Origin of the sequence: Streptosporangium sp. NPDC002524 (assembly GCF_040295985.1) — a bacterium.
GTDB lineage: Bacteria > Actinomycetota > Actinomycetes > Streptosporangiales > Streptosporangiaceae > Streptosporangium.
In genome coordinates, this window is the sequence record NZ_JBEOWK010000002.1 from 1 (window position 1) to 26,815 (window position 26,815).

A 26,815-nucleotide genomic window follows, 5' to 3' on the forward strand; every position below is an offset into this window, starting at 1 on the left:
TCGGGGTTTCCGCTGCTCGCTTCCCCCCACCCCCTCACCCCCCACCCCCCCCCCCACCCCGGGCGGGGGCGGGGGTTTTCACCCCCCCGCCCCCCCGGCCGTGTCCGATCTCGTCAGCTTTGAGAACCTTCCCAAGCCGGTCCGAACGGGTCTGACCGGTTTCGACGGCCGGACCCGTTCGAAGCGAGGTCCGGTCGTCAAGACCGGCCGGACCCGTTCAGAGCCGGACCCGTTCAGAGCCGGGCCGGATTCGGAAACCGGGTCAGACCGTCGTCGTCGTGCGGCGGAGCTGGAAGGTCAGGCCCAGCTCGGCGTCGCTGTGGGAGGGGAGGTCGTCGGCGCCGCCCTCGGTGAGGGAGACGGCGAGGACCTCGTCGGCCACCGACCGCCCCTGGGTCCGCAGGGCCTCGGCCAGGTCGGCGTCGCCGGTGGACCACCACACGTCGATCCGGTCGGTGATCGACAGGCCGGTGGACTTGCGGGTGTCCTGGAGCAGGCGGATGACGTCGCGGATCAGGCCCGAGCGGCGCAGCTCGTCGGTGATGGTGAGGTCGAGCGCGACGGTCTCACCGGCGCCGGCCTCCACCGCCCACCCGGACCTGGGCTGCTCGGTGACGATCACGTCGTCGGCGCCGAGCTCCACCGTGCCGAGCTCTCCCGCCTCCACCGCGACCGGCGAGCCGGTGCGGAGCGCGCGGGCGAGCCCGGCGGGGTCGGCGGCGGTGACGGCCGAGGCGACCAGCTTGGTCCGCGAGCCGAACCGCTTGCCCAGCGCCCGGAAGTTGGGCTTCACGGTGAAGGAGACCAGGTCGGCCCCGATCCCGGACAGGTCCTCCAGGTCCTTCACGTTGAGCTCGTCGGCGATGAGCTCGCGCAGCTCGGGGGAGAGCGCGGCCCAGCCGGGGGCGCCGACCAGGGCGCGGCCGAGCGGCTGGCGGGTCTTGACCCCGCTGGAGGCGCGGGCCGAGCGGCCCAGCTCCACCAGGCGGCGGACCAGCGCCATCCGCTCGGACAGCTCCGGGTCCAGCAGCTCGCCGTTGACCTCGGGCCAGCCGGCCAGGTGGACCGAGGAGGGGGCGTTCGTGTCGCGAAGCACGTCCCAGACGTAGTCGGTGGTGAACGGCACCACCGGCGCCATCAGCCGGGTGACGGTCTCCAGGCACTCGTACAGCGTGGCGAACGCCGCGGGGTCGCCGGTCCAGAAGCGGCGGCGGGAGCGGCGCACGTACCAGTTGGAGAGGTCGTCGAGGAACTCGGCGAGGCGCCGTCCGACGCGGGCGGTGTCGAAGACGTCCAGCGACGCGGTGACCTCGGCCACGGTCCGGTGCAGCTCGGCGAGGGCCCAGCGGTCGATCAGCGGGCGCTCGTCGTACGCGGGCGCCTCGGCGAGCCGGGACGGCGACCAGGACTCGGTGTTGGCGTACAGGGTGAAGAACGACGTGGTGTTCCAGTAGGTGAGCAGGACCTTGCGGACGATCTCCTCCAGGGCGCCGTGTCCCACCCTGCGGGCCGCCCACGGGGAGCCGGAGCAGGCCATGTACCAGCGCAGCGCGTCGGCGCCGTGCTGGTCCATCAGCGGCATCGGCTTGAGCACGTTGCCCAGGTGCTTGCTCATCTTGCGGCCGTCCTCGGCGAGGATCAGGCCGAGGCAGAGCACGTTCTCGTACGAGGACCTGCCGAAGACGAGCGTGCCGACCGCCATCAGCGAGTAGAACCAGCCGCGGGTCTGGTCGGTGGCCTCGCAGATGAACTGCGCGGGGTAGGCCTTCTCCAGCATCTCCTCGTTCAGATACGGGGCGCCCCACTGGGCGAACGGCATCGAGCCGGAGTCGTACCAGGCGTCGATCACGTCGGGCACCCGGCGGGCCTCCTCGCCGCAGGTGGGGCAGGGCAGCGTGACGTCGTCGACGTAGGGGCGGTGCGGGTCGAGCGCGGAGACGTCCTGGCCGGACAGGCGGCCCAGCTCGTCCAGCGAGCCGACGCAGGTGACGTGGGACTCGTCGGCCGTGCAGACCCACAGGGGCAGCGGGGTGCCCCAGTAGCGCGAGCGCGACAGCGACCAGTCGACGTTGTTGCGCAGCCACTCGCCGAACCGGCCCCACTTGATCGTCTCGGGGTACCAGCTGGTCTTCTCGTTCTCGGCGAGGAGCTGGTCCTTGATCGCGGTGGTGCGGATGTACCAGGCGGGGAGGGCGTAGTAGAGCAGCGCGGTGTGGCAGCGCCAGCAGTGCGGGTAGCTGTGCTCGAAGTGGCTGCCCCGGTAGAGCAGCCCGCGCTCGCGCAGGTCGGCGGTGAGCCCCTCGTCGGCGTCCTTGAAGAACTGCCCGCCGACCTGGGGCACGCTGTCGAGGAACCGGCCGTCGGGGCCGACCGGGTTGACCACGGGCAGCCCGTACCGCTTGCAGGTCGTCATGTCGTCGGCGCCGAAGGCGGGCGCCTGGTGGACCAGGCCGGTGCCGTCCTCGGTGGTGACGTAGTAGCCGAGCACCACGTAGTGCGCGCCGGGGATGTCGACCAGCTCGAACGGCCGCGTGTAGGTGGTGTGCTCCAGGTCGGCGCCCTGGAAGGCGGCGAGCACCTCGGCGCCCTCGCCCAGCGCGGAGGCGAGCAGCGGCTCGGCCACCACCAGGACCTCGTCGGACCCGGCGGGGCGGGCCGCGACGTAGGTCACGTCGGGGTGCACGGCCACGGCGGTGTTGGAGACCAGGGTCCACGGCGTGGTGGTCCAGATCAGCAGCGAGGCGCCGAGGTCGGCGAGCGGCCCCGAGGTCGCGGGCATGCGGACGTAGACCGACGGGCTGGTGACGGTCTCGTAGCCGCCCGGCTGGCCCAGCTCGTGGTCGGACAGGCCGGTGCCGCAGCGGGGGCAGTACGGGGTGATGCGGAAGTCGCGGGTCAGCAGGTCCTTGTCGAAGATGACCTTGAGCGACCACCAGACGGACTCCACGTAGGCCGGGTCCATCGTGCGGTAGGCCTGGGACAGGTCGATCCAGTACCCCATCCGCTCGGTCATCTCCTCGAAGGCGTCCACGTGCTTCAGCACGGACTCGCGGCATCGGTCGTTGAACTCGGCGATGCCGTACGCCTCGATCTCCTTCTTGCCGGAGAGGCCGAGCTCCTTCTCGACGGCGACCTCGACGGGCAGGCCGTGGCAGTCCCAGCCCGCCTTGCGGGGCACGTTGAAGCCGCGCATCGACTTGTAGCGGGGGAAGAGGTCCTTGAAGACGCGGGCCTCGACGTGGTGGACGCCGGGCATGCCGTTGGCGGTGGGCGGGCCCTCGTAGAAGACCCAGTTGGGGCCGCCGGAGTTCTGCTCGACCGAGCGCTCGAAGATCTTGCCGTCCCGCCAGCGGTCGAGAACCTCGTGCTCGAGCGCGGGAAGATCGACCTGCGCAGGGAGAGAACGGAAATAGGCGGACATGATGGGCTGGACCTCCACGCTGGAACCGGCTGTGGCGTGAAGGGACGAGGCCGTTCGGGCCCCGCGGTACCACCCTCCTTGACCTTCGCGCGAACGCGGAAGGCCCTCTTCCTTCGGTCTGCTGCCGGGTCTACTGGGCCGCGGGCCTTCGGGAGGGTCGTCGCGGCGGTTCTTCCGGCGGCTCCGGGGTGATCGTGCCTTCGCGCCTCGCCCCGGGCTCGCACCGTCCCCGGGTCGCTCGTGCGAGGTAATGCGGAGGTTGCTGTCCCCATCAACGCCTTGCAGGCTCACACGATAACGTACCCGCCCCCCGGAAGCTTCCCCGTATTGAGGTCCGCTGGGCGGAATCAGGGGGTAGCGACCGGATGTTACGGGAGTGGTAAAGATTGCGGCGGGTCGTTTGCCGTTCTGTTATGGGAGACCTAAGCTGCCCGCACCGTTCACCACATTGGAGACGGTCCATCGAGCAAGGAGGCCGCCATGGCCGCGACCGTGCGCGCAGACAACAGCGCGGTGGCGCCGTCCCAGGACGGCGCCGTCGTCACCTGGTCGGCCGAGGAGCTCAAGGAGGTCCGGGGGCAGCTGGCCACGGAGATCCACGAGCTCACCGCGGAGATCGCCAAGGCCGAGACGGAGATCGCGTCCAGCGACGTCACCGACGGCGCGGGAGACGATCAGGCCGACGCCGGAGCCCGGACGTATGAACGCGAGCGCGAAATCGCCCTTACCCTGAACTCGCGCGACCTGGTCGCGCAGAACGAGCGAGCGATCGCCCGGATCGACGCGGGGACCTACGGAGTGTGCGAATCGTGCCATCAGCCGATCGGAAAGGAGCGCCTGCAGGCGTTTCCGAGGGCGACGCTGTGCGTGGCCTGCAAGCAGCGGGAGGAGCGCCGCTGACGGGCGAGACCGAGGAGGGGGCGGCTCCGGCCGCCCCGCTCCCGAGGCGGCGGCGGATCGCCGTGCTCGCGACGATCGTCCCCATCGTCTACGCCCTCGACCTCGCCACGAAGACCCTCGTGCTGAGGACCCTGGAGGGCAGGGAACCGTTCGTGGTCGTCCCGGGCCTCCTCCAGTTCCGGGTGATCTTCAACTCGGGGGCCGCCTTCAGTCTCGGCACCGGGATGACGATCGTCTTCACCTGTGTCGCGGCCGCCGTCGTGGTGGCGATCCTGCGCACCGCGCGCAACCTGCGCAGCCTGCCCTGGGCGATCACGCTGAGCCTGCTGCTCGGCGGGGCGCTCGGCAACCTCACCGACCGGATCTTCCGCTCGCCCTCGGGCTTCGGCCCCGGCAGGCCCTCGCCGCTCCAGGGGCACGTGGTCGACTTCATCGAGACCTTCCCCGGTCACTTCCCGGTCTGGAACATCGCCGACTCGGCGATCGTCTGCGGCGGCGTCCTCGCCGTCATTCTCGCCTGGCGGGGCTACCAGATCGACGGCACGCGCGACACGGGAGCCGCGAAGACCACCAAGACCGCCACAACCACGAATGAAGGCAAGGAGAACAGCGATGGCTGACCGGCGAAGCCTCCCCGTCCCCGACGGGCTGGAGGGCGAGCGCCTCGACGCCGCCCTGTCACGCCTGTTCGGCCTCTCCCGCACGCGCGCGGCGGAGCTGATCGTCGCCGGCGACGTGCTGGTCGACGGCTCGACCGCGATCAAGTCCGACCGGGTCCACGGCGGCGCGTGGCTGGAGGTCACCCTCCCGCCGCCGCCCACCACCCCGATGCCGGTGGCCGAGCCGGTGCCGGGCATGCACATCGTGTACGAGGACGACGACATCGTCGTCGTCAACAAGCCCATCGGCGTGGCCGCCCACCCGACCACCGGCTGGACCGGGCCCACCGTGATCGGCGGCCTGCTGGGCACCGGCCACCGGGTGGCCACCAGCGGCGCGGCCGAGCGCCAGGGCATCGTGCACCGGCTGGACGCCAACACCACCGGCGCGATGGTCGTCGCCAAGAGCGAGCACGCCTACTCCCACCTGAAGCGGGCCTTCAAGGAGCGCACGGTCGACAAGCGCTACCACGCGCTGGTCCAGGGCCACCCCGACCCGCACCGCGGCACCGTGGACGCTCCGATCGACCGCCACCCCGTCGGGGACGGCCGCTGGGCGGTCGTGGCCGGGGGCAAGGACTCGGTCACCCACTACGACACGATCGAGGCGTTCCGGGCCGCGTCGCTACTGGACATCAAGCTGGAGACGGGCCGCACCCACCAGATCCGGGTCCACATGTCGGCGCTGCGCCACCCGTGCGTCGGCGACATGCTGTACGGGGCCGACCCCACCCTGGCCGCGCGCCTGGGGGTGAGCCGGCAGTGGCTGCACGCGGTCTCGCTGGCCTTCGAGCACCCCTCCACCGGCGAGTGGGTCTCCTTCGGCACCGCCTACCCCGACGACCTGGCCCGCGCCCTGGAGATCGTCGCCGCCGAGTCGTAGCGGGTCCTGGCGGGGCCTGGCGGGTCCTGGCCCGGTTCCGGCGCGTTCTGGCGTTGTCCGGCGTCCGTGTCGAGCGCGGCCGTCCCTGTCCGTGTCGAGCGGGCCGTCCCTGTCCGTGTCGAGCGCGGCCGTCCCGGTGTGGCCCGCCGCCGGTGGTTCCCGCTCAGGCGTGCCTCGTCTCCTCAGGCGTGTCTCGTCTCAGGGGGCCGTGTCGAGCGCGGCCGTCCCGGCGCCCGGGTCGACCTGGTCGGGCGAGTCGCCCTGCTGACCGTCGCCCGGCGCGTCGTCCCCGCCCGAGCCCTCGTCGCCCCCGCCGCTTCCGCCGCCTCCTTCGCCCTGGTCCTCGTCCGGCGCCTGGTCGGCGGGGTCCTCCTCGGGCTCCTCGGGCTCCTGCGACGGTTCGGCCGTCGGCTTGGACGATGGCTTGCCCGTCGGCCTGTCGCGCGGGGCGGGGTCGCCGTTCCCCGACCTCTCCGGGGCCGGGCGCTCCGAGTATCCGCCCCCGGTGTCGCGCGTGGGGTCGTTCCGCGCCGGTACCTTCGCCTGCTCGGGCTCGCCCGAGGGCTTCTCCTCGGGCGCCACGCTCGACGAGGTCGGCGGGTCCGCGGGGCTCTGGGTCGAGGAGCCGGCGGCGATCCACGCCAGTCCTCCCGCGGTCACGGCGACGGCGAGCGCCGCCGCGACCAGGGCGGCCATCGCCGGGCGCCGCCTCGGGGAGGAGAGGGCGGGGTCGGGTTCGGGGGACCAGGCCGAGGTGGGCCGCACGGGCGGCGCGGGCGGTACGGGCGGCGTGGACGACATAGAGGACATGGACGACATGGACGACACCGTCCCGGCCGGAGCGGTGGGAGCGCCCTCCGGGGTCCCGGCGGCCATGGGGGCCACGGGGACCACCGGGGACGGCCCGGTCGACCATCCGCCCCGCGTCTCGGCCGGTGTCTCGGCGGGCAGCTCCGAGGGCATCTCGATGGGCATGGTCGGCTGCGGCGCGGTCCCGTTCACCAGCGAGGTCAGCTGGATCTGCACCTCGCGGGCGGACATGCGCCGCGCGGGGTCCTTGTGCAGCAGGCCGTAGATCACCGGGGCGAGCGGCCCGGCGAACCGCATCGGTGACGGCTCCTGGTGCATCACGGCGCTGAGCGTCGCCAGCGGGTGGGCCCGCTCGAAGGGGGAGCGGCCCTCGACGGCCACGTGGAGCGTCACGCCGAGCGACCACAGGTCGGAGGCGAACTCGGCCGGTCCGCCGCTCGCCCGCTCCGGCGCGATGAACGCCGGGGTGCCGATGAGCGAACCGGTCCTGGTGATCGACGAGTCGCCCTCCAGGACGGCGATGCCGAAGTCGGTGAGCACGGCCCGGCCGTCGGCGGCGATCAGCACGTTGTCCGGCTTCACGTCGCGGTGCAGGACGCCCGCGTGGTGGGCGGCGAGCAGCGCGCTCAGCACCTCCAGGCCGATCCGCGCCACCCGCATCGGCGGCAGCGGCCCGTCCTCCCTGATCACCGCTCCGAGCGTGCGGGAGTCGACCAGCTGCATGACGATCCAGGGGCGCCCGTACTCCTCGATCACGTCGTAGACCGTCGCCACCCCCGGGTGGCCGATCCGGCCGGCGGCACGGGCCTCCCTGAGGGTGCGTACGGTGAAGACCTCGCGTTCGGGATCGGTGAGGTCGGGGGAGGGGATGACCTCCTTGACCGCGACGTCGCGGCCCAGCACCTCGTCGCGCGCTCTCCAGACCGTTCCCATGCCTCCTCGGCCGATGCGTTCGAGCAGGCGGTAGCGGGCTCCGATGATCCCCTGAGAATCGGTCATGTGGTGGCGAGTACCCCGGATTTACGCTGGCATTCAGAAAAGTTTACGCAGACCAGCGTATATGTCCCCGCCCGCTCATGAACGCGTCCACGAATCCGGTGCTGTGCTCACCGGCCGCGAACCCGGGTTGTGCGAGCAGCTCGCGCAGCAGCGGGATGGTGGTGGCCACCCCGGGACCCTCCACGGCGAACTCGGCGAGCGCGCGGTCGGCCCTGGCGACGGCCTCCTCCCGGGTGGGCGCCCAGACGACCAGTTTCGCGATCAGCGAGTCGTAGTCCGGCGGGATCGCGTCGCCCTGGGCGAACCCGGAGTCGACCCGCACGCCGGGCCCGCCGGGCGGGCGGAAGACCGTCAGGCGGCCGGGGGCGGGCCGGAAACCCGCCGCGGGATCCTCGGCGTTCACCCGGCACTCGATCGCCGCGCCGGTGAGGCGGACCTGCTCCTGGGTGAAGGACAGGCGCTCGCCCGCGGCCACCCGGATCTGCTCCCTGACCAGGTCGACGCCGGTGAGCATCTCGGTGACCGGGTGCTCGACCTGGATGCGGGCGTTGATCTCCATGAAGGTCGCCTCCCCGCCCGGCCCGACCAGGAACTCCATCGTCCCCGCGCCGGTGTAGCCGACGTGCCGCGCCCCGGCCACCGCGTACTCGCCGAGCCGCCCGCGCACCTCCTCGGGCAGCGCGGGGGAGGGCGCCTCCTCGACGAGCTTCTGGTTGCGCCGCTGCAGCGAGCAGTCGCGCTCCCCCAGGTGTACGACGTTCCCGGCGGAGTCTCCCAGCAGCTGGACCTCCACGTGGCGGGCGACGGGCACGAACCGCTCGATGTAGACGTCGCCGTTGCCGAACACCTGCCGGGCGAACGCGGTGGTGCGCCGGTAGACGTCGCGCAGCTCGGCCCGGTCGCGCGCCACCTCGATGCCCCGCCCGCCGCCGCCCGCGGCGGCCTTCACGATGACCGGGTAGCCGATCTCGGCGCCGATCCGCTCGGCCTCGGCCGCCGAGGGTACGGCGCCGTCGCTGCCGGGCAGGACGGGCAGCCCGGCCTCGGCCATCAGGGAGCGCACCCGCGCCTTGTCTCCGACGCACTCCATCACCTCGGGGGCGGGCCCGACGAAGGTGATCCCGTGGTCCGCGCAGACCCTGGCGAAGTCGGCGTCCTCCGACAGGAACCCGTAGCCCGGGTGGATCGCCTCGGCCCCGGTCTGCAGGGCCGCCTCGATGACGGCGGGCACGGAGAGGTAGCTGCGCCGGGCCGGGGCCGGGCCGATGTGGACGGCCCGGTCGGCGTAGGCCGTGAACCGGGCGTCGCGGTCGGCGGTGGAGTACACGGCGACGGTCTCGATGCCCATCTCGCGGCAGGTCCTGGCCACGCGCAGCGCGATCTCGCCCCGGTTGGCGATGAGCATCCTCGTGAAGCTCATGCGTCGTCCGTCCGCAGCCGCACCAGGACCTGCCCGTACTCCACCGGCTCGCCGTTCCCCGCGACGACCTCGACGACCTCGCCCGCGTGTCCGGCGACGACCGGGTTCATCAGCTTCATGGCCTCGACGATGCCGATCGTCTGACCCGCGTCCACCCGGTCGCCCGGCTGTACGAAGGGCGGGGCCCCGGGCTCGGCGGCGACGTAGAAGGTGCCGACCAGGGGGGCGGTCACCGCGTGCGCGGTCACCGCGTGCGGCGAGGGGTGCTCCCGCGCCGCGCCGAGGGGGCTCGTCTCCGCCGGTCGCGCGGCCGGTTCGCCGGTGGGTGCCCGCTCGGTGGCCGCCTGTCCGACGGCGACGACGGGCCACGGGGGCTGCGGGGTGGGCTGCGCCGTAGGTTGCGCGGCGTGAGGCTGCGCGGTGTGCTGCGCTGTGTGCTGCGGGAAGGCCCAGGTCACCTCCAGGGCGCACTCGCCCAGGCGCAGGGAGATGGCCGCCACCGGACCGGGAACGGTCTTGACGAGGTTGCCGACCTCCTCGCGCAGCAGCCGCATCGCCGCGTGCGCGTCCTCCCCGGAGCCGGGTCTCCCCGCGATCTCGGAACCGGGTCTGCCGGTGGTCTTGGAGCCGGGCCTCCCGGCGGTCTCGGGGCCGAATCCCCGGGTGGTCTCGGGGGCGGGTCTCCCGGCGGTGCCGGGGTCTGGCCTCCCGGCGGTCTCTGGGCCGGATCTCTGGGTGGTCTCGGGGTCGGGTCCGCCGGTGGTCCCGGGGGCCGGTCTCCCGGTGGTCCGCTCATTCACCTTCGATCACTCCCAGCCCACGGAACCTCTCGTGGCGGTGCTTGCGCAGCTCGTCGCCGCTCAGCCCGGACAGCTCGCGCAGCGACTCCAGGACGGCGGCCTTGAGCGCGTCCATCGCCGCCGCCGGATCCTCCTGCGCCCCGCCCGGCGGCTCGGGGACGACCCCGTCGACGACGCCGAGCCGCAGCAGCTCCGGCGCGGTGATCCGCAGGGACCCGGCCAGCTCGGGAGCGTGCGAGGGGTCGCCGTACAGGATCGTCGAGCAGCTCTCCGGGCTGATCACCGAGTAGACGGCGTGGCGCAGCATCAGCACCCGGTTGGCCATCGCGAGGGCGAGCGCCCCGCCGCTGCCGCCCTCGCCGACCACGGTCGCGACCACCGGGACCGACAGCTCCGACATGCCGGCGAGGCACTCGGCGATGGCCCACGCCTGGCCGCGTTCCTCGGCTCCGACGCCCGGGGCGGCGCCCTGGGTGTCGACGAGGGTCACCACCGGCAGGCCGAGCCGGTCGGCCAGTCCCATCAGCCGCAGCGCCTTGCGATACCCCTCGGGGTGGGCGAGGCCGAAGTTCCTGGCGACCAGCTCCGAGGTGTCGTGGCCCTTCTGGTGGCCGATGACCATCACGGGCGTCCCGTCGATCAGGCCGGTGCCGCCCACGATCGCCGGATCGTCGCCGTGCGTGCGGTCCCCGTGGAGTTCCACGAAGTCCGAGCACAGGTGCCAGATGTAGTCGAGGGCGGTCGGGCGCCGGGTGTCGCGGGCCAGCCGTACGGTCTCCTGGGCGGCCGGCGCGCCGGACAGCTCGCCCGGATCGCGGATCACCGCCGAGGGCCCGCCGGGCGGCTCCTGGGCGTGTCCGGGAGAGGCGGCCCCGCGGGTCGTGGACAGCAGCCGGGCGAGCAGGGGGCGCAGGCCGTCGCGGGGTTCGACCCGGTCGAGCATGCCGCGCCCGGCGAGATACTCGGCGCTCTGGAACCCCCGGGGAAGCTTCTCCCGGGTCGCCGAGGCGATGACGCGCGGCCCGGCGAAGCCGACGAGCGCGCCGCGCTCGGCGACCAGCACGTCCCCGAGGGTGGCGAACGAGGCGGTCACCCCGCCAAAGGTGGGGTCGGTCAGCACGCAGACGCTGAGCACGCCCGCGCGCCGCAGCCGCCGCATCGCCTGGGCGGTCTTGCCCATCTGCATCAGGGACAGGGCACCCTCCTGCATGCGGGCGCCACCGGAGGCGACGGCGAGGACCAGCGGGACGCGCTCGTCCAGCGCCCGTTCGCAGGCGCGGGTGACGGCCTCGCCGACGGCCGAGCCCATGCTGCCGCCGAGGAAGGAGAAGTCCATGACGGCGACGACCACGCGGTGGCCTCCGGCGGTGGCGGTGCCGTACAGGACGGCGTCGTCCAGGCCGGTGCGCCCGCGCGCCTGGGCCAGGCGCTCGGCGTAGGGCCGGGAGTCGGTGAAGCCCAGCGGGTCGGCGCCGCGCACCTGCGGGACGGCGGCGCGGAAGGAGCCGTCGTCCACCAGGGTGCGCAGCCGTTCGACGGCGTTCAGCCGGTGGTGGTGGCCGCACTCGGGGCAGACGCGCTGGGTACGGGCCAGGCGGGGGGCGTACACGATGGCGGCGCAGCCGGGGCAGCGCGCCCACGCCACGGGCGCGGTGGCTGATGCGGTGGTCGACGCGGTGGCCGGTGCGGCGGGCGCTGTGGGTGCTGGGGGTGCTGTGGGTACGGCGGCGGGTGAGATCGTCACAGGGCGCGCTCCTCGGGGGTCCAGTGGTAGAACCGCCGCGCCATCGCGTCGGCGGGGCCGCGCCAGGTGTCCGGGTCGTACGGCCTGACGTGCGGGCCGAGATCCTCGCTCAGCCGCAGGAAGTCCTCCCGCTCGCGGGCGAGGGCCATCGCCTCGGCGGCGGAGCCCTCGAACTCGACGTGGTGGAGGTAGAGGTCCCGGTAGAGGAACAGGTCGCGGCGCGTCACCCCGAGCGCGCGGGGGAGCTCGCCCGCGTCGGACTCGCCGAAGAGGCGGGAGACCTCGCCGGAACCGCCGGGACTGAGGCGGGCGACGATCAGGATCTGGTCGGGCACGGGCACTCCTCGGTGGCCGGTCGATCGGGTCCGTCCCACCGTAGGAACCCGTCCCGGCCGGTGTCGCCCGCCGCCGGCGTGAACCCGGGGCTCCTCCGGGGAGGGGACCGTCTCCTTCCCGAAGGGGAGCCGGACCGCGTCCGCGAGGCCTCGACGGGCCCGCCCGTCGTCGCGAAGTCGCGAAGTCGCGAAGTCGCGAAGTCGCGAAGTCGCGAAGTCGCGAAGTCGCGAAGTCGCGAAGTCGCGAAGTCGCGAAGTGGCGGAGAGCCGGGTGGCGTTTGCGGGGCTTCGGGAGGACAGGTCGCTTTCGTGACGTCCCGGAGGGCTTTCGTGGCGTCCCGGAGGAGGGGGCCGCCCGCGTTCGCGAAGGTCCTCCGCGGGGGCCTGCCCGCCCTCGCGGAGGCGGGAGGGGCGTACGAAGGCGGCCGCCTCCGGGAGGGAGACGGCCGCCTTCGCGCGGGAGTCGTGTCAGCCCCGGGGGGTGGCCGCGACCAGGCCGTTCTCGTACGCGAAGATCACGATCTGCACCCGGTCGCGCACGCCGAGCTTCTGGTAGAGGTGCTGGACGTGTGACTTGATCGTGCTGTCGCCGAGCACGAGCGCGCGGGCGATCTCGTCGTTGCCGTAGCCCCGGACGAGCAGCTGGAACACCTCGCGTTCCCGCTCGGTGAGCTGGCCGAGCACGGCGGTCGGCGCGGCGGAGAGCACCGGGCGCCTGGCGAACTCGTCGATGAGCTTGCGCGTCACCGAGGGCGACAGCAGGGCGTCGCCCTCGGCGGCCTCGCGCACGGCGTCCACCAGCCGTTCGGTGGGCGTGTGCTTGAGGATGAAGCCGCTCGCCCCGCTGCGCAGCGCCTCGAACACGTGCTCGTCCTGGTCGTAGATGGTGAGGATGACGACCTTCGCGGGATAGTCGGCACCCAGCTTGCAGATCTCCCTGGTGGCGGTGATGCCGTCCATGCGCGGCATGTTGATGTCCATCAGCACGACGTCCGGGCGGAGTGTCTTGACCGACTGCACCGCCTGCACCCCGTGCGGTGCCTCGCCGACCACCACGATGTCCGGCACCCCGTCGAAGACGGCGTGCAGACCACTGCGGATCAGCGGCTGGTCGTCGGCGATCAGGACGCGGATCTTCCGCATGGCTCGTCCTCTCTGGAGGTGGCGGAGGTCACCGGGATGACGGCCCGGGTGATGAACCCGCCCCCGGTCAGCGGGCCCGCCTCCAGGTGACCTCCCTGCTCGGCGACGCGTTCCGACAGGCCCCGCAGTCCCGTACCTCCGCCGCCCTGTCTGCGGGGGAGGGGCATGGCCACGGCCATCACCCCGGGGGAGCGCGTCTCGTTGACCACCGAGACGCTCAGCTTCTCGCCGAAGCAGACCTCCAGGTGGACCGGGCCGGTGTTGTGCTTGAGCGCGTTCGTCAGGGCCTCCTGGGCGACGCGGAACGCCGTCCGGGCGACCTCGGGCGGCACGTGGCGTTCGGCCGCGACGTTGCGCAGCCGTACGGCCAGGTCGGGAAAGGGAAAGCGCCCGGCGAGCTCGGTCAGCCTGGCCGACAGGAGCGCGCCGTCGTCGTGGCGTCGCGACTCCTCCCGCGGGGGGAGGTCGCGCCGCCCCCTCGGAGGAGGCGGGTCGTGCCGCAGGTCGGTGAGGGTCCCTCGCAGGTCGGTCAGGGTCGCCTGGACCGTCTCCTCGATGATCTGGGCCACCTGGTGGGCCGTCGCGGGCGAGCCGGTCAGCCGCCGGGCCTGGAGGGCGATCACGGTCAGGCCGTGGCCCACCCCGTCGTGCAGGTTGCGGGCGATCCGGCGCCGCTCGCGCAGTGCGGCGGCGTTCTCGCGCCTGGTCAGTACGGACTTGGTGTGCCTGCGGGTGCCGAGTGTGGACGACGTGACGGCCAGAAGTGCCGCCACCGTCGAGCACAGCAGGTCGGTCCAGCTCAGCTCCGAGACGAGATAGCCGAGGAAGGTGCTCATCGAACCCACCCCGTTGGGGTCCGCTGAGATCGGCTACTCGTTAAACATGAGAGGTGCTTGATTCCTTGGGTTGTTTTGCCCCGTCGTTCCCCCATGAAAGGTGAGCGTAGTCAGAAAAAGTGACTATATCAAGCAAATCATATGGGCTGTCACAGACTTCATTAAGATTCTATTCTTTGGCTATTGAGGACGTCTACCGGGCTTCCGCCGAATCCATGCCGGCGGCAGGTCGCGGGGCCTGACAGGCGTCCGTCAGCGCGTATCACCAGTGCCGGTGTCGCCCGGCCGTTCTATGGGTTCTCACAGGGGTGGCTCAGGAATTCCTAAGGAGTAACGGGATAAATCGTATTATCTGCGAACGCTCGGTGTGCGGGTGAAATTCGTGAATCGCGTCGTCCGCAATTCCGCCTGATAAGGATTTCAATCAAGTGTAAAGCAAATGGTTGCTTGGGATCATGTGATTCCGTCCCCGCGCGCCCGGCGGCGGGGGCTCCGGTGGGAGCGGCGGCCTCCTGCCCGGGGCGGAGGGGGTCCGTCCGCCGGGGGAGCGCAGGTCCGGCCGCGTGGCGGAAGACAGGCCGGTCCCCCGGCGAACAGGCTGTTCGCAGAAGGCGGCGGACGGCCGCCCGCGACCCAGGAGGCCCGATGCAGCGCTACGCGATCACCTTCCAGATCAGGCCCGGCGCGGAGGCGGCGGTGAGGGAGCTGCTGTCGAGTTACGCTCCCCCCGAGTGGGAGACCTCCGACGGCACCCGGCTGCTGAGCACCTCGATCTTCATGAAGGACACCACGGTCATCCGGGTCATCGAGATCGACGGCAACCTGCCGAGCGTGATGGCCCACCTGTCCAGGCAGCCGAGCATCCAGAGGCTGGAGCGCGAGCTGGACGGCTACCTCGCGGTCCCCCGGGACATGGGCAGCCCCGACGGCGCGCGGTCCTTCTTCCTGTCCTCCCTGATGGACCACGTGACCACCCGGGTCGCGGAGCCGGTCCGATGACCGCCCCCGCTTTCGTCGTCACCGGGGCCACCGGGCAGCTCGCCGAGGCCGTGATCGAGCTGCTCGGCGCCAGGGGGGACCGGCTGCTGCTCACCGGCCGCGACAAGGACCGCCTCGCCGTGCTGGAGCGGCGGCACGGCGTCCCCGGGCGCGTCGAGACGCTGGCCACGGACGTCTCCGACCCCGAGGGCGCCCGCCTGGCCGCCGAGGAGGCGATCGGGCGTTTCGGCCGGCTCGACGGGCTGGTCCACATGGCCGGCGGCTTCCGGGCCGGCCCGCTGTTCCTGATGGACACCGGCGTCTACGAGCGGATGCTGCGCGACAACTTCCTGTCGGCCGTCACCGCCACCCAGGCGGTCCTGCCGCACCTGACCGAGGGCGCGCGGCTGGTCTACTTCAGCACCCCGCTCGCCGACGTGCCGCTGCCCGCGCTGTCGGCGTACGCCGCGGCGAAGGCGGCGCTGGTCGCCTGGGTCCGCTCCATCGCGCACGAGGTGAAGCGGAGCGGCATCCACGCCAACACGGTCGTCATGACCATGGCCGACACCCCGGACAAGCGCCGGGAGCGCCCGGGTACGAACTTCGACCACACCGTCACCCCCGACCTGGTCGCCAGGGTCGTCGCCTTCCTGACCAGCGAGGCCGCGGACGGCCTGTACGGGAGCTGCGTGCCGGTGCTGGGCAGGTTCGAGTTCACCTCCGAACTCGGCGGCGGGCCGCCGCCCGGCGTGGGAGGCCCCCGGTGAGGGCCCGGATCGTCTTCCTGATCCGGGTGCCCGCCGAGCGGCGGGAGGACTTCCTCGCCGCCTACGAGAGGATCCGGTACCAGGTGTCCGGCGGCGTACCCGGGCACCTCAGGGACCAGGTCTGCCAGTCGGTCACCGACCCCGAGCAGTGGCTGATCACCAGCGAGTGGCGCCGGGTGGCCGACTTCCTCGCCTGGGAGGCCACCGAGGAGCACCGCGAGCTCGTCCGGCCGATGCGGGAGTGCGTGACCGAGGCCCGCTCCCTGCGCTTCCTGATCCGGGCGGAGACGGAGGCGGGCGCGCCGGTCGGGGACGAAGCGCCTTCAAGGGGCGAAGCACTCCTGAGGGACGGAGCGCCTTCAAGGGGCGAAGCACTCTTGAGGGGCGAAGCGCCCTTTAGGGAGGGGGCGTTCTCGAAGGAGGAAGCTTTCTCGAGTGGGGAAGCGCACCTGAGAGGCGAGGCGTCTTCGAGGGAGGAAGCGGGCATCTCGCCCGAAGCGGAGGTGGGGCCCGCTGCGGCGGCCGTCGCGCGGGGATCCGCGTGAGGGTGGTCGTCGTCGGGGGCGGCATCGGCGGGCTGACCGCGGCGCTGGCGCTGCGGGCCGCGGGAGCCGAGGTCAGCGTGCACGAACGCGCCCCCGGGCCGCGCGCGGCACAGGCGGGACACGGGCTGGTGCTCTGGCACAACGCCGTGCTCGCGCTGCGCGCGCTCGGGCTGGAGCCCGGGGTTCGCAAGATCGGTCACGAGCTGGACCGGCACCTGTTCAGGGACGCGCGCGGCCGCCGGATCGCGGAGTGGTCCATGGCGCGCATGGCCGGCCCCCTCGGCGCGCCCGTCCACAGCGTCAGCCGCCCCGAGCTGCACGCCCTCCTCGCCGACCGGGTGGGGGACGACCTCGTGACGGGCTCCCGGTTCACCGGCCTCACCGTGACGGGCGAGCGTGTCGTCGCCCGGTTCGGCGACGGCCGCGAGGAACGGGCGGACCTGCTCGTCGGCGCCGACGGGCTGCGCTCGGCCGTACGCGCCGCGCTGCTCCCCGGCGACCCGCCGCCCCGCTACGCCGGGTTCACCGCCTTCCAGGGAGTGATCCGGCTGCCGGGTTCCGGGGTGCCCGCGCGCACCTTCCTCAGCACGTGGGGCCGAGGCCGGTGGTTCGTCTGCTACCGGCTCACCGGCGACCACGTCTACTGGGACGGGGTGCTCGGCGACCGGATCGTCCCCAGGCTCGGGGTGAGCGCCCTCGACCTGCTGGCCGAGGAGTTCGACGGCTGGCCCGACCCGATCCCCGACCTGATCGCGGCCACCGGGGCGGACGACGTCACCCCGGTGCACGTCTTCGACCGGCCCCCGCTGCGGAGCTGGAGCCACGGCCCGGTGACGCTGCTGGGGGACGCGGCCCACCCCATGACGTTCAACCTCGGCCAGGGCGCGGGCCAGGCGATCGAGGACGCCCTCGTGCTGGCCGACGAGCTCACCCTCACCGGCGGCGACGTGCCGCGTGCACTGGCCGGCTACGAGGCGCGGCGGGTGGACCGCACCACCCGGATGGTCCGGCGGTCGCGGGCCAACGGCGAGCTCACCCGCTGGCGGCACCCGGTCGCCTGCGCGGCGCGCGACGCGTTCATGCGCCTCACCTTCGACCGGCTGGTCTACCGCGAGACCTACCGGCTCACCATGGCCACCGGCTTCACGGGCTTCACGGACTTCACCGGCTTCACAGACTTCAACGGCCTCAACGGCTTCACGGGCGACAGGAGCGAGGAATGACCCGACCCACCGGAGAACCCGGCCTGCCCACCGGCGTGAGCCGCACCGCGGTGGTGATCGCCCAGGCGAGGGAGGCCGAGAGCGCGCGTCCCGACCGGCTCTTCGACGACCCGCTGGCGGGCCCGCTCGCCGGCGCCGCGGGACGGATCGCCGGGATCAGCGAGGCGGGCCGCCGAGCCGGGGAGCACTTCGTCCTGCGCACCCGCTTCTTCGACGACCGGCTGCGCGAGGCCGTGGCGGCCGGACCCCGGCAGGTGGTCCTGCTCGCCGCCGGCCTGGACACCCGCGCGTTCCGGCTGGACTGGCCCGAGGGCACCCGCCTGTTCGAGGTCGACCTGCCGGACCTGATCTCCTTCAAGGAGAGGGCGCTGGCCGACCGGGGGGCCCGGCCCGCCTGCGACCGTACGGTCGTCGCCGCCGACCTGCGCGGGGACTGGTCGTCACCGCTGCTGGCCGCCGGTCTCGACCCGGCCGGGCCGATCGCCTGGCTGATCGAGGGCGTGCTGATGTATCTCACGCCGGGGGACGGCGCGCGCCTCCTCGGCCGGGTCTCCGAGCTGTCGTCCCTGGGCAGCAGGCTCGCCGTCGAGCACGTCAACCGGGCGTACGCCGAGTTGCCGCAGATGCGTCCCGCGATGAGCAGGCTCACCTCCACCCAGGCCGCCTGGCGGTCCACCGTGGAGGACCCGCGGGCGTGGCTCGCCGGGTACGGCTGGCGCGCCTCGGTGACCCACCAGGCCGACCTCGCCCGGGAGCTGGGCCGTCCGGTCCCCGCGATGGCGGACCCGGGGGTGGTCGGCCCGGCCCGGATCTGGCTCGTCGACGCCCGGCGCGACGACGGCCGCTATCCGGGGTCACCGACCCGCACCTCCCACGACACCGGCGCGCACCTCAGCGACACCGCCCCGTACTTCCGTGACATCCACTCGCACCCCCGTGACATCGACCCGCACTCTCACGACATCCGCCCGCACCCCCGTGACATCGACCCGCACTCTCACGACATCCGCCCGCACCCCCGTGACATCGACCCGCACTCCAGAGACACCGACCGACGACAGGGAACGACGACGATGCCATTCACCGACCAGAACGTGCGCGAACTGCTGCTCGCCGTGGGCCTGGACCCCGCGACCGGGGACGACGCCCTGGAGCTCAGCTTCGACGAGCTGGACCTCGACTCGCTGGCCCGGGTGGAGATCGCCACCCAGATCCAGGACCGGTTCGGCGTGGACGTGGAGGAACAGCTGACGGCCGAGGCCACGCCGTCCCTGATGAGAGAACTCGTGACCGAGCGGCTGGCCGCGACCGGAGCCTGAGCGCCTGAGCATCTGAGCTTCTAAGCGCCTGAGCGCCTGAGAGGGAGAACGCACATCATGATCGGACACACCGACAACGCGATCGAGATCGACGCGCCCATCGGCTTCGTCTGGGACCAGACGAACGACGTCCAGACCTGGCCGGAGCTCTTCTCCGAGTACGCCAAGGTGGAGATCCTCGCCGAGTCGGACGACTCGGTGACCTTCCGGCTCACCATGCACCCCGACGAGCGGGACCGCGTCTGGTCCTGGGTCTCGGAGCGCTCCTGGGACCGCGACACCTGGACGGTCCGGGCGCGCCGGGTGGAGACCGGGCCGTTCGAGTTCATGAACATCACCTGGGTCTACGAGGAGCTCGGTCCCGACCGCACCCGCATGCGCTGGGTGCAGGACTTCCACATGAGGCCCGAGGCCCCGGTCGACACCCGGGGGATGACCGACCGGATCAACGCCAACTCCGCGGTCCAGATGTCGCTGATCAAGGAGAAGGTGGAGCGGCGCCGCCGCCGCGTCGTGGGCTTTCACGACGTGCCGTCCAACACCAGGCGCGGCGGTGACCTGCGCACCCTGGTCTCCCCGGCGACCTGCGGCTCCTCGTCGGGCTTCTGCGGGGCCGTACGGCTGGCGCCGGGTGAGGCCGTCTCCGAGCACTACCACCCCTACTCCGAGGAGTACGTGTTCGTCGCGACCGGGACGCTCAGGGTGGACCTCGACGGCGAGCCGCTCACCGTCGGCGCCGAGCAGGCGCTGCTCGTCCCCCGGAACGTCAGGCACCGCCTCACCAACGCCGGCGAGGACGACGCGCTCATGGTGTTCCAGCTCAGCCCGCTCGCCCCCAGCCCCGAGCTCGGGCACGTGGACACCGAGCCCTGCCCCGAGAAGGTGAGAGCGTGAGACGGGTCGTCGTCACCGGCATCGGGGTGATCGCCCCGGGCGGGGTGGGCCGGGAGGAGTTCTGGAACCGGATCGTCGACGGCAAACCGGCCGTCCGCCGGATCACCGCCTTCGACCCGTCCCCGTTCCGCTCCCAGATCGCGGCCGAGGTCGACTTCGACCCCGCCGCCCGCGGGCTCACCCCGCGCGAGGTCCGGCGGATGGACCGCTTCACCCAGCTCGCCGTCGCCTGCGCCGACGAGGCGCTGGCCGACTCCGGCCTCGACCTCGGCGCGGCCGACCCCGAGCGGGCCGGGGTCAGCCTCGGCTCGGCGGTGGGGGCCACCATCACCCTGGAGGAGGAGTACGTCGTCGCCAGCGACCGTGGCAGAGACTGGGAGGTGGACCACCGCCACCTCAAGCCGTTCCTCTACCAGGCGCTGGTGCCCTCCAGCGCGGCGGCCGAGCTCGCGGTCCGGTACGGCGCGCACGGCCCGGCCGCCGTCGTCTCGACCGGCTGCACCTCCGGCATCGACGCGATCGGCCGGGCCTACCGGCTCGTCCAGGACGGCGAGGCGGACATGATGATCACGGGGGCGTCGGACGCGCCGATCTCCCCGATCACCGTGGCGTGCTTCGACGCCATCCGCGCCACCAGCCCGGGCAACGGCGAGCCCGAGGCGGCCTCGCGGCCCTTCGACGCCGGGCGCAAGGGCTTCGTCCTCGGCGAGGGCGCGGCGGTGCTGGTGGTGGAGGAGCTGGAGCACGCCCGCAGGCGCGGGGCCCGCGTCTACTGCGAGATCACCGGCTACGCCGCGCGGGCCAACGGTTTCCACATGACCGGGTTGCGGCCCGACGGCCACGAGCTGGGCGAGGCCATCGGCGACGCGCTCGGCCAGGCCGCGCTCAACCCCGAGGACATCGGCTACATCAGTGCCCACGGGTCCGGGACCAGGCAGAACGACCTGCACGAGACGTCCGCCTACAAGCGGAGCCTCGGCGACCACGCCCGGCGGGTGCCGATCAGCTCGATCAAGTCGGTGATCGGCCACTCGCTCGGCGCGATCGGCTCGATCGAGATGGCCGCCTGCGCCCTGGTGCTGCAGCGGGGGGTGGTCCCGCCCACGGCCAACCTGACCGTCCCCGACCCCGAGTGCGACCTGGACTACACACCCCTGGTCGCACGCGAGGTGTCCGCCAGGCACGCGCTCTCCGCGGGCAGCGGCTTCGGCGGGTTCCAGTCCGCGATGATCTTCTCCGAGCCGGGGGCGGTCCGATGAGCGACCGTTCTCCGAGCCGGGGCGGGCCGATGAGCGACCGCAGAGCCGTGATCACCGGGATCGGCGTGGTCGCCCCGACCGGGATCGGCGTGGCCGAGCACTGGGAGGAGTCGCTGACCGGGCGGAGCCGGATCGGCCCGGTAACGTCGTTCGACGCCACCGGGGCGCCGATCGGGCTGGCGGGGGAGGTCACCGGCTTCGACGAGCGCGAGTTCGTCGACAGCAGGCTGCTGGTGCAGACCGACCGGTGGACCTGGTTCGCCCTCGCCGCCACCGAGCTCGCCCTGGCCGACGCCGCCCTCGATCCCGCGAGGGAGGATCCGTTCGACCTGTCGGTGGTGACCGCGGGGGCCTCCGGAGGGAACGCCTTCGGGCAGCGGGAGATCCAGGCGCTGTGGAGCAAGGGGCCGCGGGCGGTGAGCGCCTACCAGTCCATCGGCTGGTTCTACGCCGCGAGCAGCGGCCAGCTGTCCATCAAGCACCAGCTCAAGGGCGCCTGCGGGGTGGTGGTCGCGGACGCGGCCGGGGCGATCGACGCGCTGGCCGAGGCGGCCCGGCTGATCCGCCGGGGCACCGAGGTCGTCGTGACCGGGGGCACCGAGGCGCCGCTGTCGCCGTACGCGCTGGCCTGCCAGGCCGGTGAGGCGACGGCCGGACGCGGGGGCGACCCGGCCACGGCCTACCGGCCCTTCGCTCCCGGCGCGGGTGGCCACGTCCCCGGCGAGGGAGGCGCGATGCTCATCGTGGAGGACCGGAACAGCGCCCTCGGCCGGTGCGCCCCGACGGTCTACGCCGAGATCGCCGGGACCGCCTCCACCCACGACGCCCACCACGTGAGCGACCCGGCCCCCGGCCACCGGCAGTACGCCAGGGCCATGCGCGAGGCGATCTCCCGCGCCGGGCTCGGCCCCGAGGACGTCGGGGTGGTCTTCGCCGACGGTGCCGGTGACCCGGTGCGGGACGCGCAGGAGGTGGCGGCGCTGCGGGAGGTGTTCGGCGGTCGCCGCGTGCCGGTCACGGTGCCCAAGACGATGACCGGCCGCCTGTGTTCCGGCGGCGCGGCCCTCGACGTCGCGTGGGCGGCCCTGTCCCTGGCCGGAGGGGTGATTCCGCCGACCGTCGGCACCGACGGCACCGCCGCCGTCGAGGGCCTGGACCTGGTCACCGAGGCCAGGGCCGTGGACGGGCTGTCGGCCGCGCTGGTCGTGGCCCGAGGCTCGGGCGGCTTCAACTCCGCGGCGGTACTGACCGCCGCCTGACGCCCCGGGAAAGAGAAACGCGCAACGGCCACCGCCTGCCTGGGCGGTGGCCGTTGCGCTGCCCGGCGAATCCAGGACGTCGCCCCCATAGGCTGCTGGACCTCGGCTTCCGGATCCCGGCTTCCGGCTTCCGGCTTCCGGCTTCCGGATCCCGGCTTCCGGATCTCAGCCTCCGGGTCCCGGGTCCCGGGTCCGGGGTCCCGGATCCCGGGTCGGCCGACCGGAGCGGGAGCCGGGAAAGCCCGGTCCCCTGGCGTTGGGGAGACACGGGAACGGCCACCGCCTCTCGGAGGCGGTGGCCGTCTCACCGTTCGCGGAACCCTGGACTGGTTCTGGATCCCGGACCGATTCTGGATCCCGGACTGGTTCTGGATCCCGGACCGGTTCTGGATCCCGGACCAATTCCGGACCCCGGACCGGGGCCGGGAGGCTAGACCGGTTCCGGGATCCTGACCGGCTCGGGGTTCTCCCCTCTCAAGGGGGAGGGCTCCACCCGCAGGAGCCGTGCCGTCCAGACGGGCAGCCACCAGTTCCAGCGGCCCATCATCGCGACCACCGCCGGGACGAGGATGCCGCGGATCAGGGTGGCGTCCAGGAAGATGCCCAGGGCGAGGCCGCTGGCGAACACCTTCACGTCCAGCTCGGGGGTCATGGCCAGCGCGGTGAAGGAGATGAACAGGATCAGCGCCGCCGAGGTGACCAGCCGCCCGGTGCGGCCCACCCCCTCGATCACCGCGTGCTCCGTGCTGCCCGACCTGTCGTACTCCTCGCGCATCCTGGCCAGGATGAACACCTCGTAGTCCATGCTCAGGCCGTACAGGAAGGCGAAGATGGTGAGCGGCACGAACTCGCCGATCGAGCCGGTGGGCTGGATGTCCAGCAGCTCCCTCGTCCCCCAGCCGAACTGCCACAGCAGCACCATCGCGCCGATCACCGCGCCCAGCGAGAGCAGGTTGAGGACGATCGCCTTCAGCGGCAGCAGCAGCGAGCGGAACGCCCGCGCCAGCATGACGAACGTGACCAGCGCGATCAGGCCGAGCATCCAGGGGAACGCCCCGTAGGTGCGCTCCTGGAAGTCCATGCTCTGCGCCGCGTTGCCGCCGACCCGCGCGCCGGTGGGCACCGCCTCGCGCACCCGCTTGATGGTCGCCTCGCCCTCCGCGGTGCCGTTCTCCGCGGCCGGGAGCACGGTGACGACGGCGGTGCCGTCGCGGCGCCAGGACGGGCCGCCGGGGGCGAGCACCGCCGACACGCCCTCCACGCCCCGCAGTCTCTCGGCGGTCCGGGCGGGGTCGCCGGTCACCAGGACGTCGAACGGGGTGATCGAGCCGGCCGGTACGCCCGCCTGGCGCAGCGCGGACAGCCCCTCGTGGCCGGGCCCCGAGGTGAGCAGGTTCCTGCTCTCCGGCAGGCCGAGGTTGACGCCCAGGGCGGTCACCGTCAGCGCGACCAGCACCCCGCCGGTGAGCAGGGCGGCGGGCCAGCGCAGCCGTACCACGCCGCGCGCCCACGCCGACCAGGCCCGCCCGGCCCGCGCCTCGCGCCGGAAGGGGAGCCCGGCCCGGCCGTCGCGGGCGCGCCTGCGGTCGAGCCGCCGCCCGGTGAGGGCGAGCAGCACCGGCAGCACGGTCAGCGTCGTGGCCACGCTCACCGCCGCGATGATCATCCCGGCGAGGCCGAGGCTGCGCAGGAACGGCACCGGCAGCACCACCATGGTCACCAGGCCGATCGCGACCGCGACGCCGCTGAACAGCACCGCCCGCCCCGCGCCCGCCATCGCCCGGTGCACGGCCTCGTCGCCGCGGTGCCCGCCCGCCCGTTCCTCCCGCCAGCGGGCCACCAGCAGCAGCGAGTAGTCGACCGCGATGCCCAGGCCCAGCAGCGGCATGGTGGTGAGGGCCACGTCGTGCACGGTCGTCACCAGTGTCAGCAGCAGGATCACGACGAACGACACGAAGATGGACAGGACCGCGATGAGAAGCGGTACGAAGGCGAGCGCCGAGCGGAACACCAGCAGCAGGACGAGCACCGCGGCGGCCACCCCGATGCCGATCTTGGCGGGCACGTCCACGCCGCCCGCGTCCACGCTCGGCGCGAGGGTGTCCAGCCCCGTGACGTGCACGCTCGCGCCCGGCGGCAGCGCCGGGGTCATCGCCGCGACGATGACCGGGCTCTCGTTCGGCGTCTCGCCGAGGCCGCCGCCCGGCGGGCTGCCGTCGGAGTAGGTGCCGGGGAAGACCAGCCCGAACGTGGTCCGGCCGTCGTTGCCGACCAGCCGGGAGTCGCCGGTGCTCGCGTACGAGACCACGCGGGCCTGGGGAAGCCTGGCGGAGACGGCGGCGAAGGCGCGGCCGAGGGTCTCTTTCTGCTCGTCGGCCCGCATTCCCTCGGGAAGCACGACGACCGGGACGAACGGCCGCTGGTAGCCGCCATTCCCGTAAATTCTGACAATTTCCTGATTGGCATCGAAAGCGGGCATTCCTGGGTGTGAGTATTCCTCGGAGAGCCGCTGAATCGCGATCGGCGTCGCGCCCATACCCACCAGGAATCCCAGCACGGCCAGCAGGGCGACCAGCCCTTTGCGTCGCAGTACGAAAACCGAGATTCTCTCCATGTCACCCAGTGCAACAAAAAGATCTTCGATGTCCGTGTGCCCGCCCTTAGAGCGGTCTGTGAATCACTCTTCACAGGGTTTTCTATGGTCTTTCAAAGATCCTCTGAGTGAGACTTATCAGGTGAGCCGCATACTGGTCGTAGATGACGAGCCATATCTCGCCGATCTGGTCGCAACCGCCCTCCGCTACGAGGGGTTCGAGACGGCGATCGCCGAGACCGGCGCCGCGGCGGTGTCGCTGGCCGAGACCTTCGCCCCCGACCTGATCGTCCTGGACGTGATGCTGCCCGACGTGCTCGGCACGGAGGTCTGCCACCGGATCAGGATGACGGGCTCGGAGGTCCCGGTCGTCTTCCTCACCGCGCTCGACGCCACCGAGGACAAGATCGGCGGGCTGACCGTGGGGGGTGACGACTACGTCACCAAGCCGTTCAGCCTGGAGGAGCTCATCGCCAGGATCCGCGCCGTGCTGCGCAGGACCCGGCGGACCGGCGCCGAGGGCGGCAGGGTGACCTTCGCCGACCTGGTCATCGAGGAGGACGCCCACGAGGTGTGGCGCGACGGCCGGCGCGTCGACCTCACCCCGACGGAGTTCAAGCTGCTGCGCTTCCTGGTGGCCAACGCGGGCAAGGTCGTCTCCAAGCGGCAGATCCTCGACCACGTGTGGGAGTACGACTTCGGCGGCAACGACGGGGTCGTGCAGACCTACATCAGCTACCTGCGCCGCAAGGTCGACGCGTCGCACCCGCCGCTCATCCACACCGTGCCCAGGGTGGGATACGTCGTGCGCCTGCCCAGGGAAGACTGATGTCGCTGCGCACCCGCCTCGTGCTCACCGTCGTGGGCCTGGTCGCCCTCGCCCTCGGGACGGCGGCGGGGGCGACGTTCGGCGCGCTGCAGGACTGGCGCGGCCACGGCAGCGCCCGGCTGCTCGCCCTCACCACCCCCGAGGCGCTGGTCGCCGCCTCCGACGAGCTGACCGAGCGCGTCGCCCTGGTCATGATCGGCTCCTCGGTGTTCGCGCTCGCCTGCCTGACCCTGCTCGCCACCCACCTGATCCGCCGGGGGCTGCGCCCGCTGGACCGCATCGTCGAGACCGCGGCGGCCATCGGCGAGGGCAACCTGGAGCGCCGCATCGAGGCCGCGCCCGCCACCGGGGAGGTGGGCCGCCTGGGCCACGCGCTCAACCAGATGCTCGCCCAGATCGAGGAGGCGTTCCGCGAACGGGAGGCGTCCGAGGACCGGCTGCGCCGCTTCGTCGCCGACGCCTCCCACGAGCTGCGCACCCCGATCGCCTCCATCCGCGGCTACGCCGAGCTGTTCCGGCGCGGCGCGGCCACCCGGCCCGAGGACCTCGCCAAGGCCATGCGCAGGATCGAGGCCGAGGCCACCCGGATGGGCTCCCTGGTCGACGAGATGCTGCTGCTCGCCCGCCTCGACCAGGGCCGTCCCCTGGAGCGCTCCCCGGTGGAGCTGACCTCGCTCGCCGCCGACGCGGTCGCCGACACCCTCGCCATCGAGCCGCTCAGGCCGCTCTCGCTGGAGTGCGAGGGACCCGTCGAGGTGCCCGGCGACGCCGCCGGGATCCGTCAGATCGTCGGCAACCTCCTGGCCAACGTGCTCAGCCACACCCCCGAGGGGACCCCGGCGGTCGTCAGGATCCGGGTGGACGACGAGCACGCCGTGGTCGAGGTGGCCGACGAGGGGCCCGGTCTCACCGCCGAGCAGGGCGCCCTCGTCTTCGAGCGTTTCCACCGGGCCGGCCACCCCCGCGACGGCGCCCGCCAGGGGGGCGCGGGCCTCGGGCTGTCCATCGTCGCGGCCGTCGCCGCCGCGCACGGGGGCGACGCCACGGTGACCTCACGCCCCGGCGCGGGCGCCACCTTCCGCGTACGGTTCCCGCGCGGCACGGGCGCGCCCGGTCACGGCCGTGCCCCGGACCCGGCGCGAGGCGACGACCCCGGCCCGGCCCGGAGCACGGCCCGGCACTGACGTTCCCGGGCCGGG

Annotated in this window: 22 protein-coding genes; 13 read left to right on the top strand and 9 right to left on the bottom strand. The window is 72.8% G+C overall.

Annotated features, from left to right (window positions below; all coding sequences use genetic code 11):
• Positions 1 to 262 precede the first annotated feature (262 nt).
• Positions 263 to 3,421 carry an isoleucine--tRNA ligase gene (ileS, locus tag ABT053_RS02825; RefSeq protein WP_350967113.1) on the bottom strand — a complete coding sequence of 1,053 codons (3,159 nt, stop codon included), beginning with the start codon at positions 3,419 to 3,421 and terminating at the stop codon, positions 263 to 265.
• Positions 3,422 to 3,901: 480 nt separating this feature from the next.
• Here ileS and ABT053_RS02830 point away from each other — a divergent pair, with 480 nt between their 5' ends.
• Genes ABT053_RS02830 through ABT053_RS02840 form a run of 3 tightly spaced genes read left to right on the top strand, consistent with a single transcriptional unit; the run spans position 3,902 to position 5,863 of the window.
• Positions 3,902 to 4,321, top strand: coding sequence for a TraR/DksA family transcriptional regulator (locus ABT053_RS02830; protein ID WP_350967114.1), 420 nt, complete (start codon positions 3,902 to 3,904; stop codon positions 4,319 to 4,321).
• Positions 4,285 to 4,941, top strand: a complete 657-nt coding sequence (locus tag ABT053_RS02835) for a signal peptidase II (protein ID WP_350967115.1) — start codon at positions 4,285 to 4,287, stop codon at positions 4,939 to 4,941. Before ABT053_RS02830 ends, ABT053_RS02835 begins: the two co-directional genes overlap by 37 nt.
• Complete coding sequence (locus tag ABT053_RS02840) at positions 4,934 to 5,863, top strand: RluA family pseudouridine synthase (RefSeq protein ID WP_350967116.1); 930 nt, start codon at positions 4,934 to 4,936, stop codon at positions 5,861 to 5,863. Before ABT053_RS02835 ends, ABT053_RS02840 begins: the two co-directional genes overlap by 8 nt.
• A 198-nt stretch (positions 5,864 to 6,061) precedes the next feature.
• On the opposite strand, the gene ABT053_RS02845 is transcribed toward ABT053_RS02840, so the two are convergent.
• The 7 genes from ABT053_RS02845 to ABT053_RS02875 all read right to left on the bottom strand — a co-directional run bounded on the left by ABT053_RS02845 (position 6,062) and on the right by ABT053_RS02875 (position 13,950).
• Positions 6,062 to 7,672: a serine/threonine-protein kinase gene (locus ABT053_RS02845; protein ID WP_350967117.1), complete on the bottom strand. Its 1,611-nt coding sequence runs from the start codon at positions 7,670 to 7,672 to the stop codon at positions 6,062 to 6,064.
• Positions 7,673 to 7,715: 43 nt separating this feature from the next.
• On the bottom strand, positions 7,716 to 9,092 hold the full coding sequence (locus tag ABT053_RS02850) for an acetyl-CoA carboxylase biotin carboxylase subunit (RefSeq protein ID WP_350967118.1): 1,377 nt from the start codon (positions 9,090 to 9,092) through the stop codon (positions 7,716 to 7,718).
• Entirely contained in the window at positions 9,089 to 9,892 is an 804-nt protein-coding gene (locus ABT053_RS02855; protein ID WP_350967119.1) for an acetyl-CoA carboxylase biotin carboxyl carrier protein, read from the bottom strand. Before ABT053_RS02855 ends, ABT053_RS02850 begins: the two co-directional genes overlap by 4 nt.
• On the bottom strand, positions 9,885 to 11,636 hold the full coding sequence (locus tag ABT053_RS02860) for an acetyl-CoA carboxylase carboxyltransferase subunit alpha (RefSeq protein WP_350967120.1): 1,752 nt from the start codon (positions 11,634 to 11,636) through the stop codon (positions 9,885 to 9,887). The genes ABT053_RS02855 and ABT053_RS02860 overlap by 8 nt, the downstream gene beginning before the upstream one ends.
• Entirely contained in the window at positions 11,633 to 11,971 is a 339-nt protein-coding gene (locus ABT053_RS02865; RefSeq protein ID WP_350967121.1) for a TcmI family type II polyketide cyclase, read from the bottom strand. The genes ABT053_RS02860 and ABT053_RS02865 overlap by 4 nt, the downstream gene beginning before the upstream one ends.
• 468 nt (positions 11,972 to 12,439) lie before the next feature.
• On the bottom strand, positions 12,440 to 13,114 hold the full coding sequence (locus ABT053_RS02870) for a response regulator (protein ID WP_350967122.1): 675 nt from the start codon (positions 13,112 to 13,114) through the stop codon (positions 12,440 to 12,442).
• Complete coding sequence (locus ABT053_RS02875) at positions 13,093 to 13,950, bottom strand: sensor histidine kinase (protein WP_350967123.1); 858 nt, start codon at positions 13,948 to 13,950, stop codon at positions 13,093 to 13,095. Before ABT053_RS02875 ends, ABT053_RS02870 begins: the two co-directional genes overlap by 22 nt.
• 645 nt (positions 13,951 to 14,595) lie before the next feature.
• Here ABT053_RS02875 and ABT053_RS02880 point away from each other — a divergent pair.
• Genes ABT053_RS02880 through ABT053_RS02915 form a run of 8 tightly spaced genes read left to right on the top strand, consistent with a single transcriptional unit; the run spans position 14,596 to position 22,194 of the window.
• Positions 14,596 to 14,949, top strand: coding sequence for a SchA/CurD-like domain-containing protein (locus ABT053_RS02880; protein WP_350967124.1), 354 nt, complete (start codon positions 14,596 to 14,598; stop codon positions 14,947 to 14,949).
• On the top strand, positions 14,946 to 15,695 hold the full coding sequence (locus ABT053_RS02885; protein WP_350967125.1) for an SDR family oxidoreductase: 750 nt from the start codon (positions 14,946 to 14,948) through the stop codon (positions 15,693 to 15,695). Before ABT053_RS02880 ends, ABT053_RS02885 begins: the two co-directional genes overlap by 4 nt.
• Positions 15,692 to 16,240, top strand: a complete 549-nt coding sequence (locus tag ABT053_RS02890; protein WP_350967126.1) for an antibiotic biosynthesis monooxygenase family protein — start codon at positions 15,692 to 15,694, stop codon at positions 16,238 to 16,240. The genes ABT053_RS02885 and ABT053_RS02890 overlap by 4 nt, the downstream gene beginning before the upstream one ends.
• Entirely contained in the window at positions 16,237 to 17,463 is a 1,227-nt protein-coding gene (locus ABT053_RS02895) for an FAD-dependent monooxygenase (RefSeq protein ID WP_350967127.1), read from the top strand. Before ABT053_RS02890 ends, ABT053_RS02895 begins: the two co-directional genes overlap by 4 nt.
• The gene (locus ABT053_RS02900; RefSeq protein ID WP_350967128.1) at positions 17,460 to 18,782 is read left to right on the top strand and encodes an SAM-dependent methyltransferase; all 1,323 of its coding nucleotides are present in this window, start codon (positions 17,460 to 17,462) and stop codon (positions 18,780 to 18,782) included. The genes ABT053_RS02895 and ABT053_RS02900 overlap by 4 nt, the downstream gene beginning before the upstream one ends.
• 57 nt (positions 18,783 to 18,839) lie before the next feature.
• Positions 18,840 to 19,676, top strand: a complete 837-nt coding sequence (locus tag ABT053_RS02905; RefSeq protein ID WP_350967129.1) for a cupin domain-containing protein — start codon at positions 18,840 to 18,842, stop codon at positions 19,674 to 19,676.
• The gene (locus tag ABT053_RS02910; RefSeq protein ID WP_350967130.1) at positions 19,673 to 20,935 is read left to right on the top strand and encodes a beta-ketoacyl-[acyl-carrier-protein] synthase family protein; all 1,263 of its coding nucleotides are present in this window, start codon (positions 19,673 to 19,675) and stop codon (positions 20,933 to 20,935) included. Before ABT053_RS02905 ends, ABT053_RS02910 begins: the two co-directional genes overlap by 4 nt.
• 29 nt (positions 20,936 to 20,964) lie before the next feature.
• Entirely contained in the window at positions 20,965 to 22,194 is a 1,230-nt protein-coding gene (locus ABT053_RS02915) for a beta-ketoacyl synthase N-terminal-like domain-containing protein (RefSeq protein ID WP_350967131.1), read from the top strand.
• Positions 22,195 to 22,624: 430 nt separating this feature from the next.
• On the opposite strand, the gene ABT053_RS02920 is transcribed toward ABT053_RS02915, so the two are convergent.
• Entirely contained in the window at positions 22,625 to 24,808 is a 2,184-nt protein-coding gene (locus ABT053_RS02920; RefSeq protein ID WP_350967132.1) for an MMPL family transporter, read from the bottom strand.
• A 121-nt stretch (positions 24,809 to 24,929) separates the two neighbouring features.
• Between ABT053_RS02920 and ABT053_RS02925 the strand changes: the two genes are divergently transcribed.
• Complete coding sequence (locus ABT053_RS02925; protein WP_350967133.1) at positions 24,930 to 25,616, top strand: response regulator transcription factor; 687 nt, start codon at positions 24,930 to 24,932, stop codon at positions 25,614 to 25,616.
• Entirely contained in the window at positions 25,616 to 26,800 is a 1,185-nt protein-coding gene (locus ABT053_RS02930; protein ID WP_350967134.1) for a sensor histidine kinase, read from the top strand. Before ABT053_RS02925 ends, ABT053_RS02930 begins: the two co-directional genes overlap by 1 nt.
• The last annotated feature ends 15 nt before the right edge of the window (positions 26,801 to 26,815 follow it).

What these genes read in the sequence shown, in the direction of transcription:
- ileS (WP_350967113.1), bottom strand. Translation starts at nt 3,421, where the DNA reads ATGTCCGCCTATTTCCGTTCTCTCCCTGCGCAGGTCGATCTTCCCGCG.
- ABT053_RS02830 (WP_350967114.1), top strand. Translation starts at nt 3,902, where the DNA reads ATGGCCGCGACCGTGCGCGCAGACAACAGCGCGGTGGCGCCGTCCCAG.
- ABT053_RS02840 (WP_350967116.1), top strand. Translation starts at nt 4,934, where the DNA reads ATGGCTGACCGGCGAAGCCTCCCCGTCCCCGACGGGCTGGAGGGCGAG.
- ABT053_RS02845 (WP_350967117.1), bottom strand. Translation starts at nt 7,672, where the DNA reads ATGACCGATTCTCAGGGGATCATCGGAGCCCGCTACCGCCTGCTCGAA.
- ABT053_RS02850 (WP_350967118.1), bottom strand. Translation starts at nt 9,092, where the DNA reads ATGAGCTTCACGAGGATGCTCATCGCCAACCGGGGCGAGATCGCGCTG.
- ABT053_RS02870 (WP_350967122.1), bottom strand. Translation starts at nt 13,114, where the DNA reads ATGCGGAAGATCCGCGTCCTGATCGCCGACGACCAGCCGCTGATCCGC.
- ABT053_RS02875 (WP_350967123.1), bottom strand. Translation starts at nt 13,950, where the DNA reads ATGAGCACCTTCCTCGGCTATCTCGTCTCGGAGCTGAGCTGGACCGAC.
- ABT053_RS02880 (WP_350967124.1), top strand. Translation starts at nt 14,596, where the DNA reads ATGCAGCGCTACGCGATCACCTTCCAGATCAGGCCCGGCGCGGAGGCG.
- ABT053_RS02885 (WP_350967125.1), top strand. Translation starts at nt 14,946, where the DNA reads ATGACCGCCCCCGCTTTCGTCGTCACCGGGGCCACCGGGCAGCTCGCC.
- ABT053_RS02900 (WP_350967128.1), top strand. Translation starts at nt 17,460, where the DNA reads ATGACCCGACCCACCGGAGAACCCGGCCTGCCCACCGGCGTGAGCCGC.
- ABT053_RS02905 (WP_350967129.1), top strand. Translation starts at nt 18,840, where the DNA reads ATGATCGGACACACCGACAACGCGATCGAGATCGACGCGCCCATCGGC.
- ABT053_RS02915 (WP_350967131.1), top strand. Translation starts at nt 20,965, where the DNA reads ATGAGCGACCGCAGAGCCGTGATCACCGGGATCGGCGTGGTCGCCCCG.
- ABT053_RS02920 (WP_350967132.1), bottom strand. Translation starts at nt 24,808, where the DNA reads ATGGAGAGAATCTCGGTTTTCGTACTGCGACGCAAAGGGCTGGTCGCC.
- ABT053_RS02930 (WP_350967134.1), top strand. Translation starts at nt 25,616, where the DNA reads ATGTCGCTGCGCACCCGCCTCGTGCTCACCGTCGTGGGCCTGGTCGCC.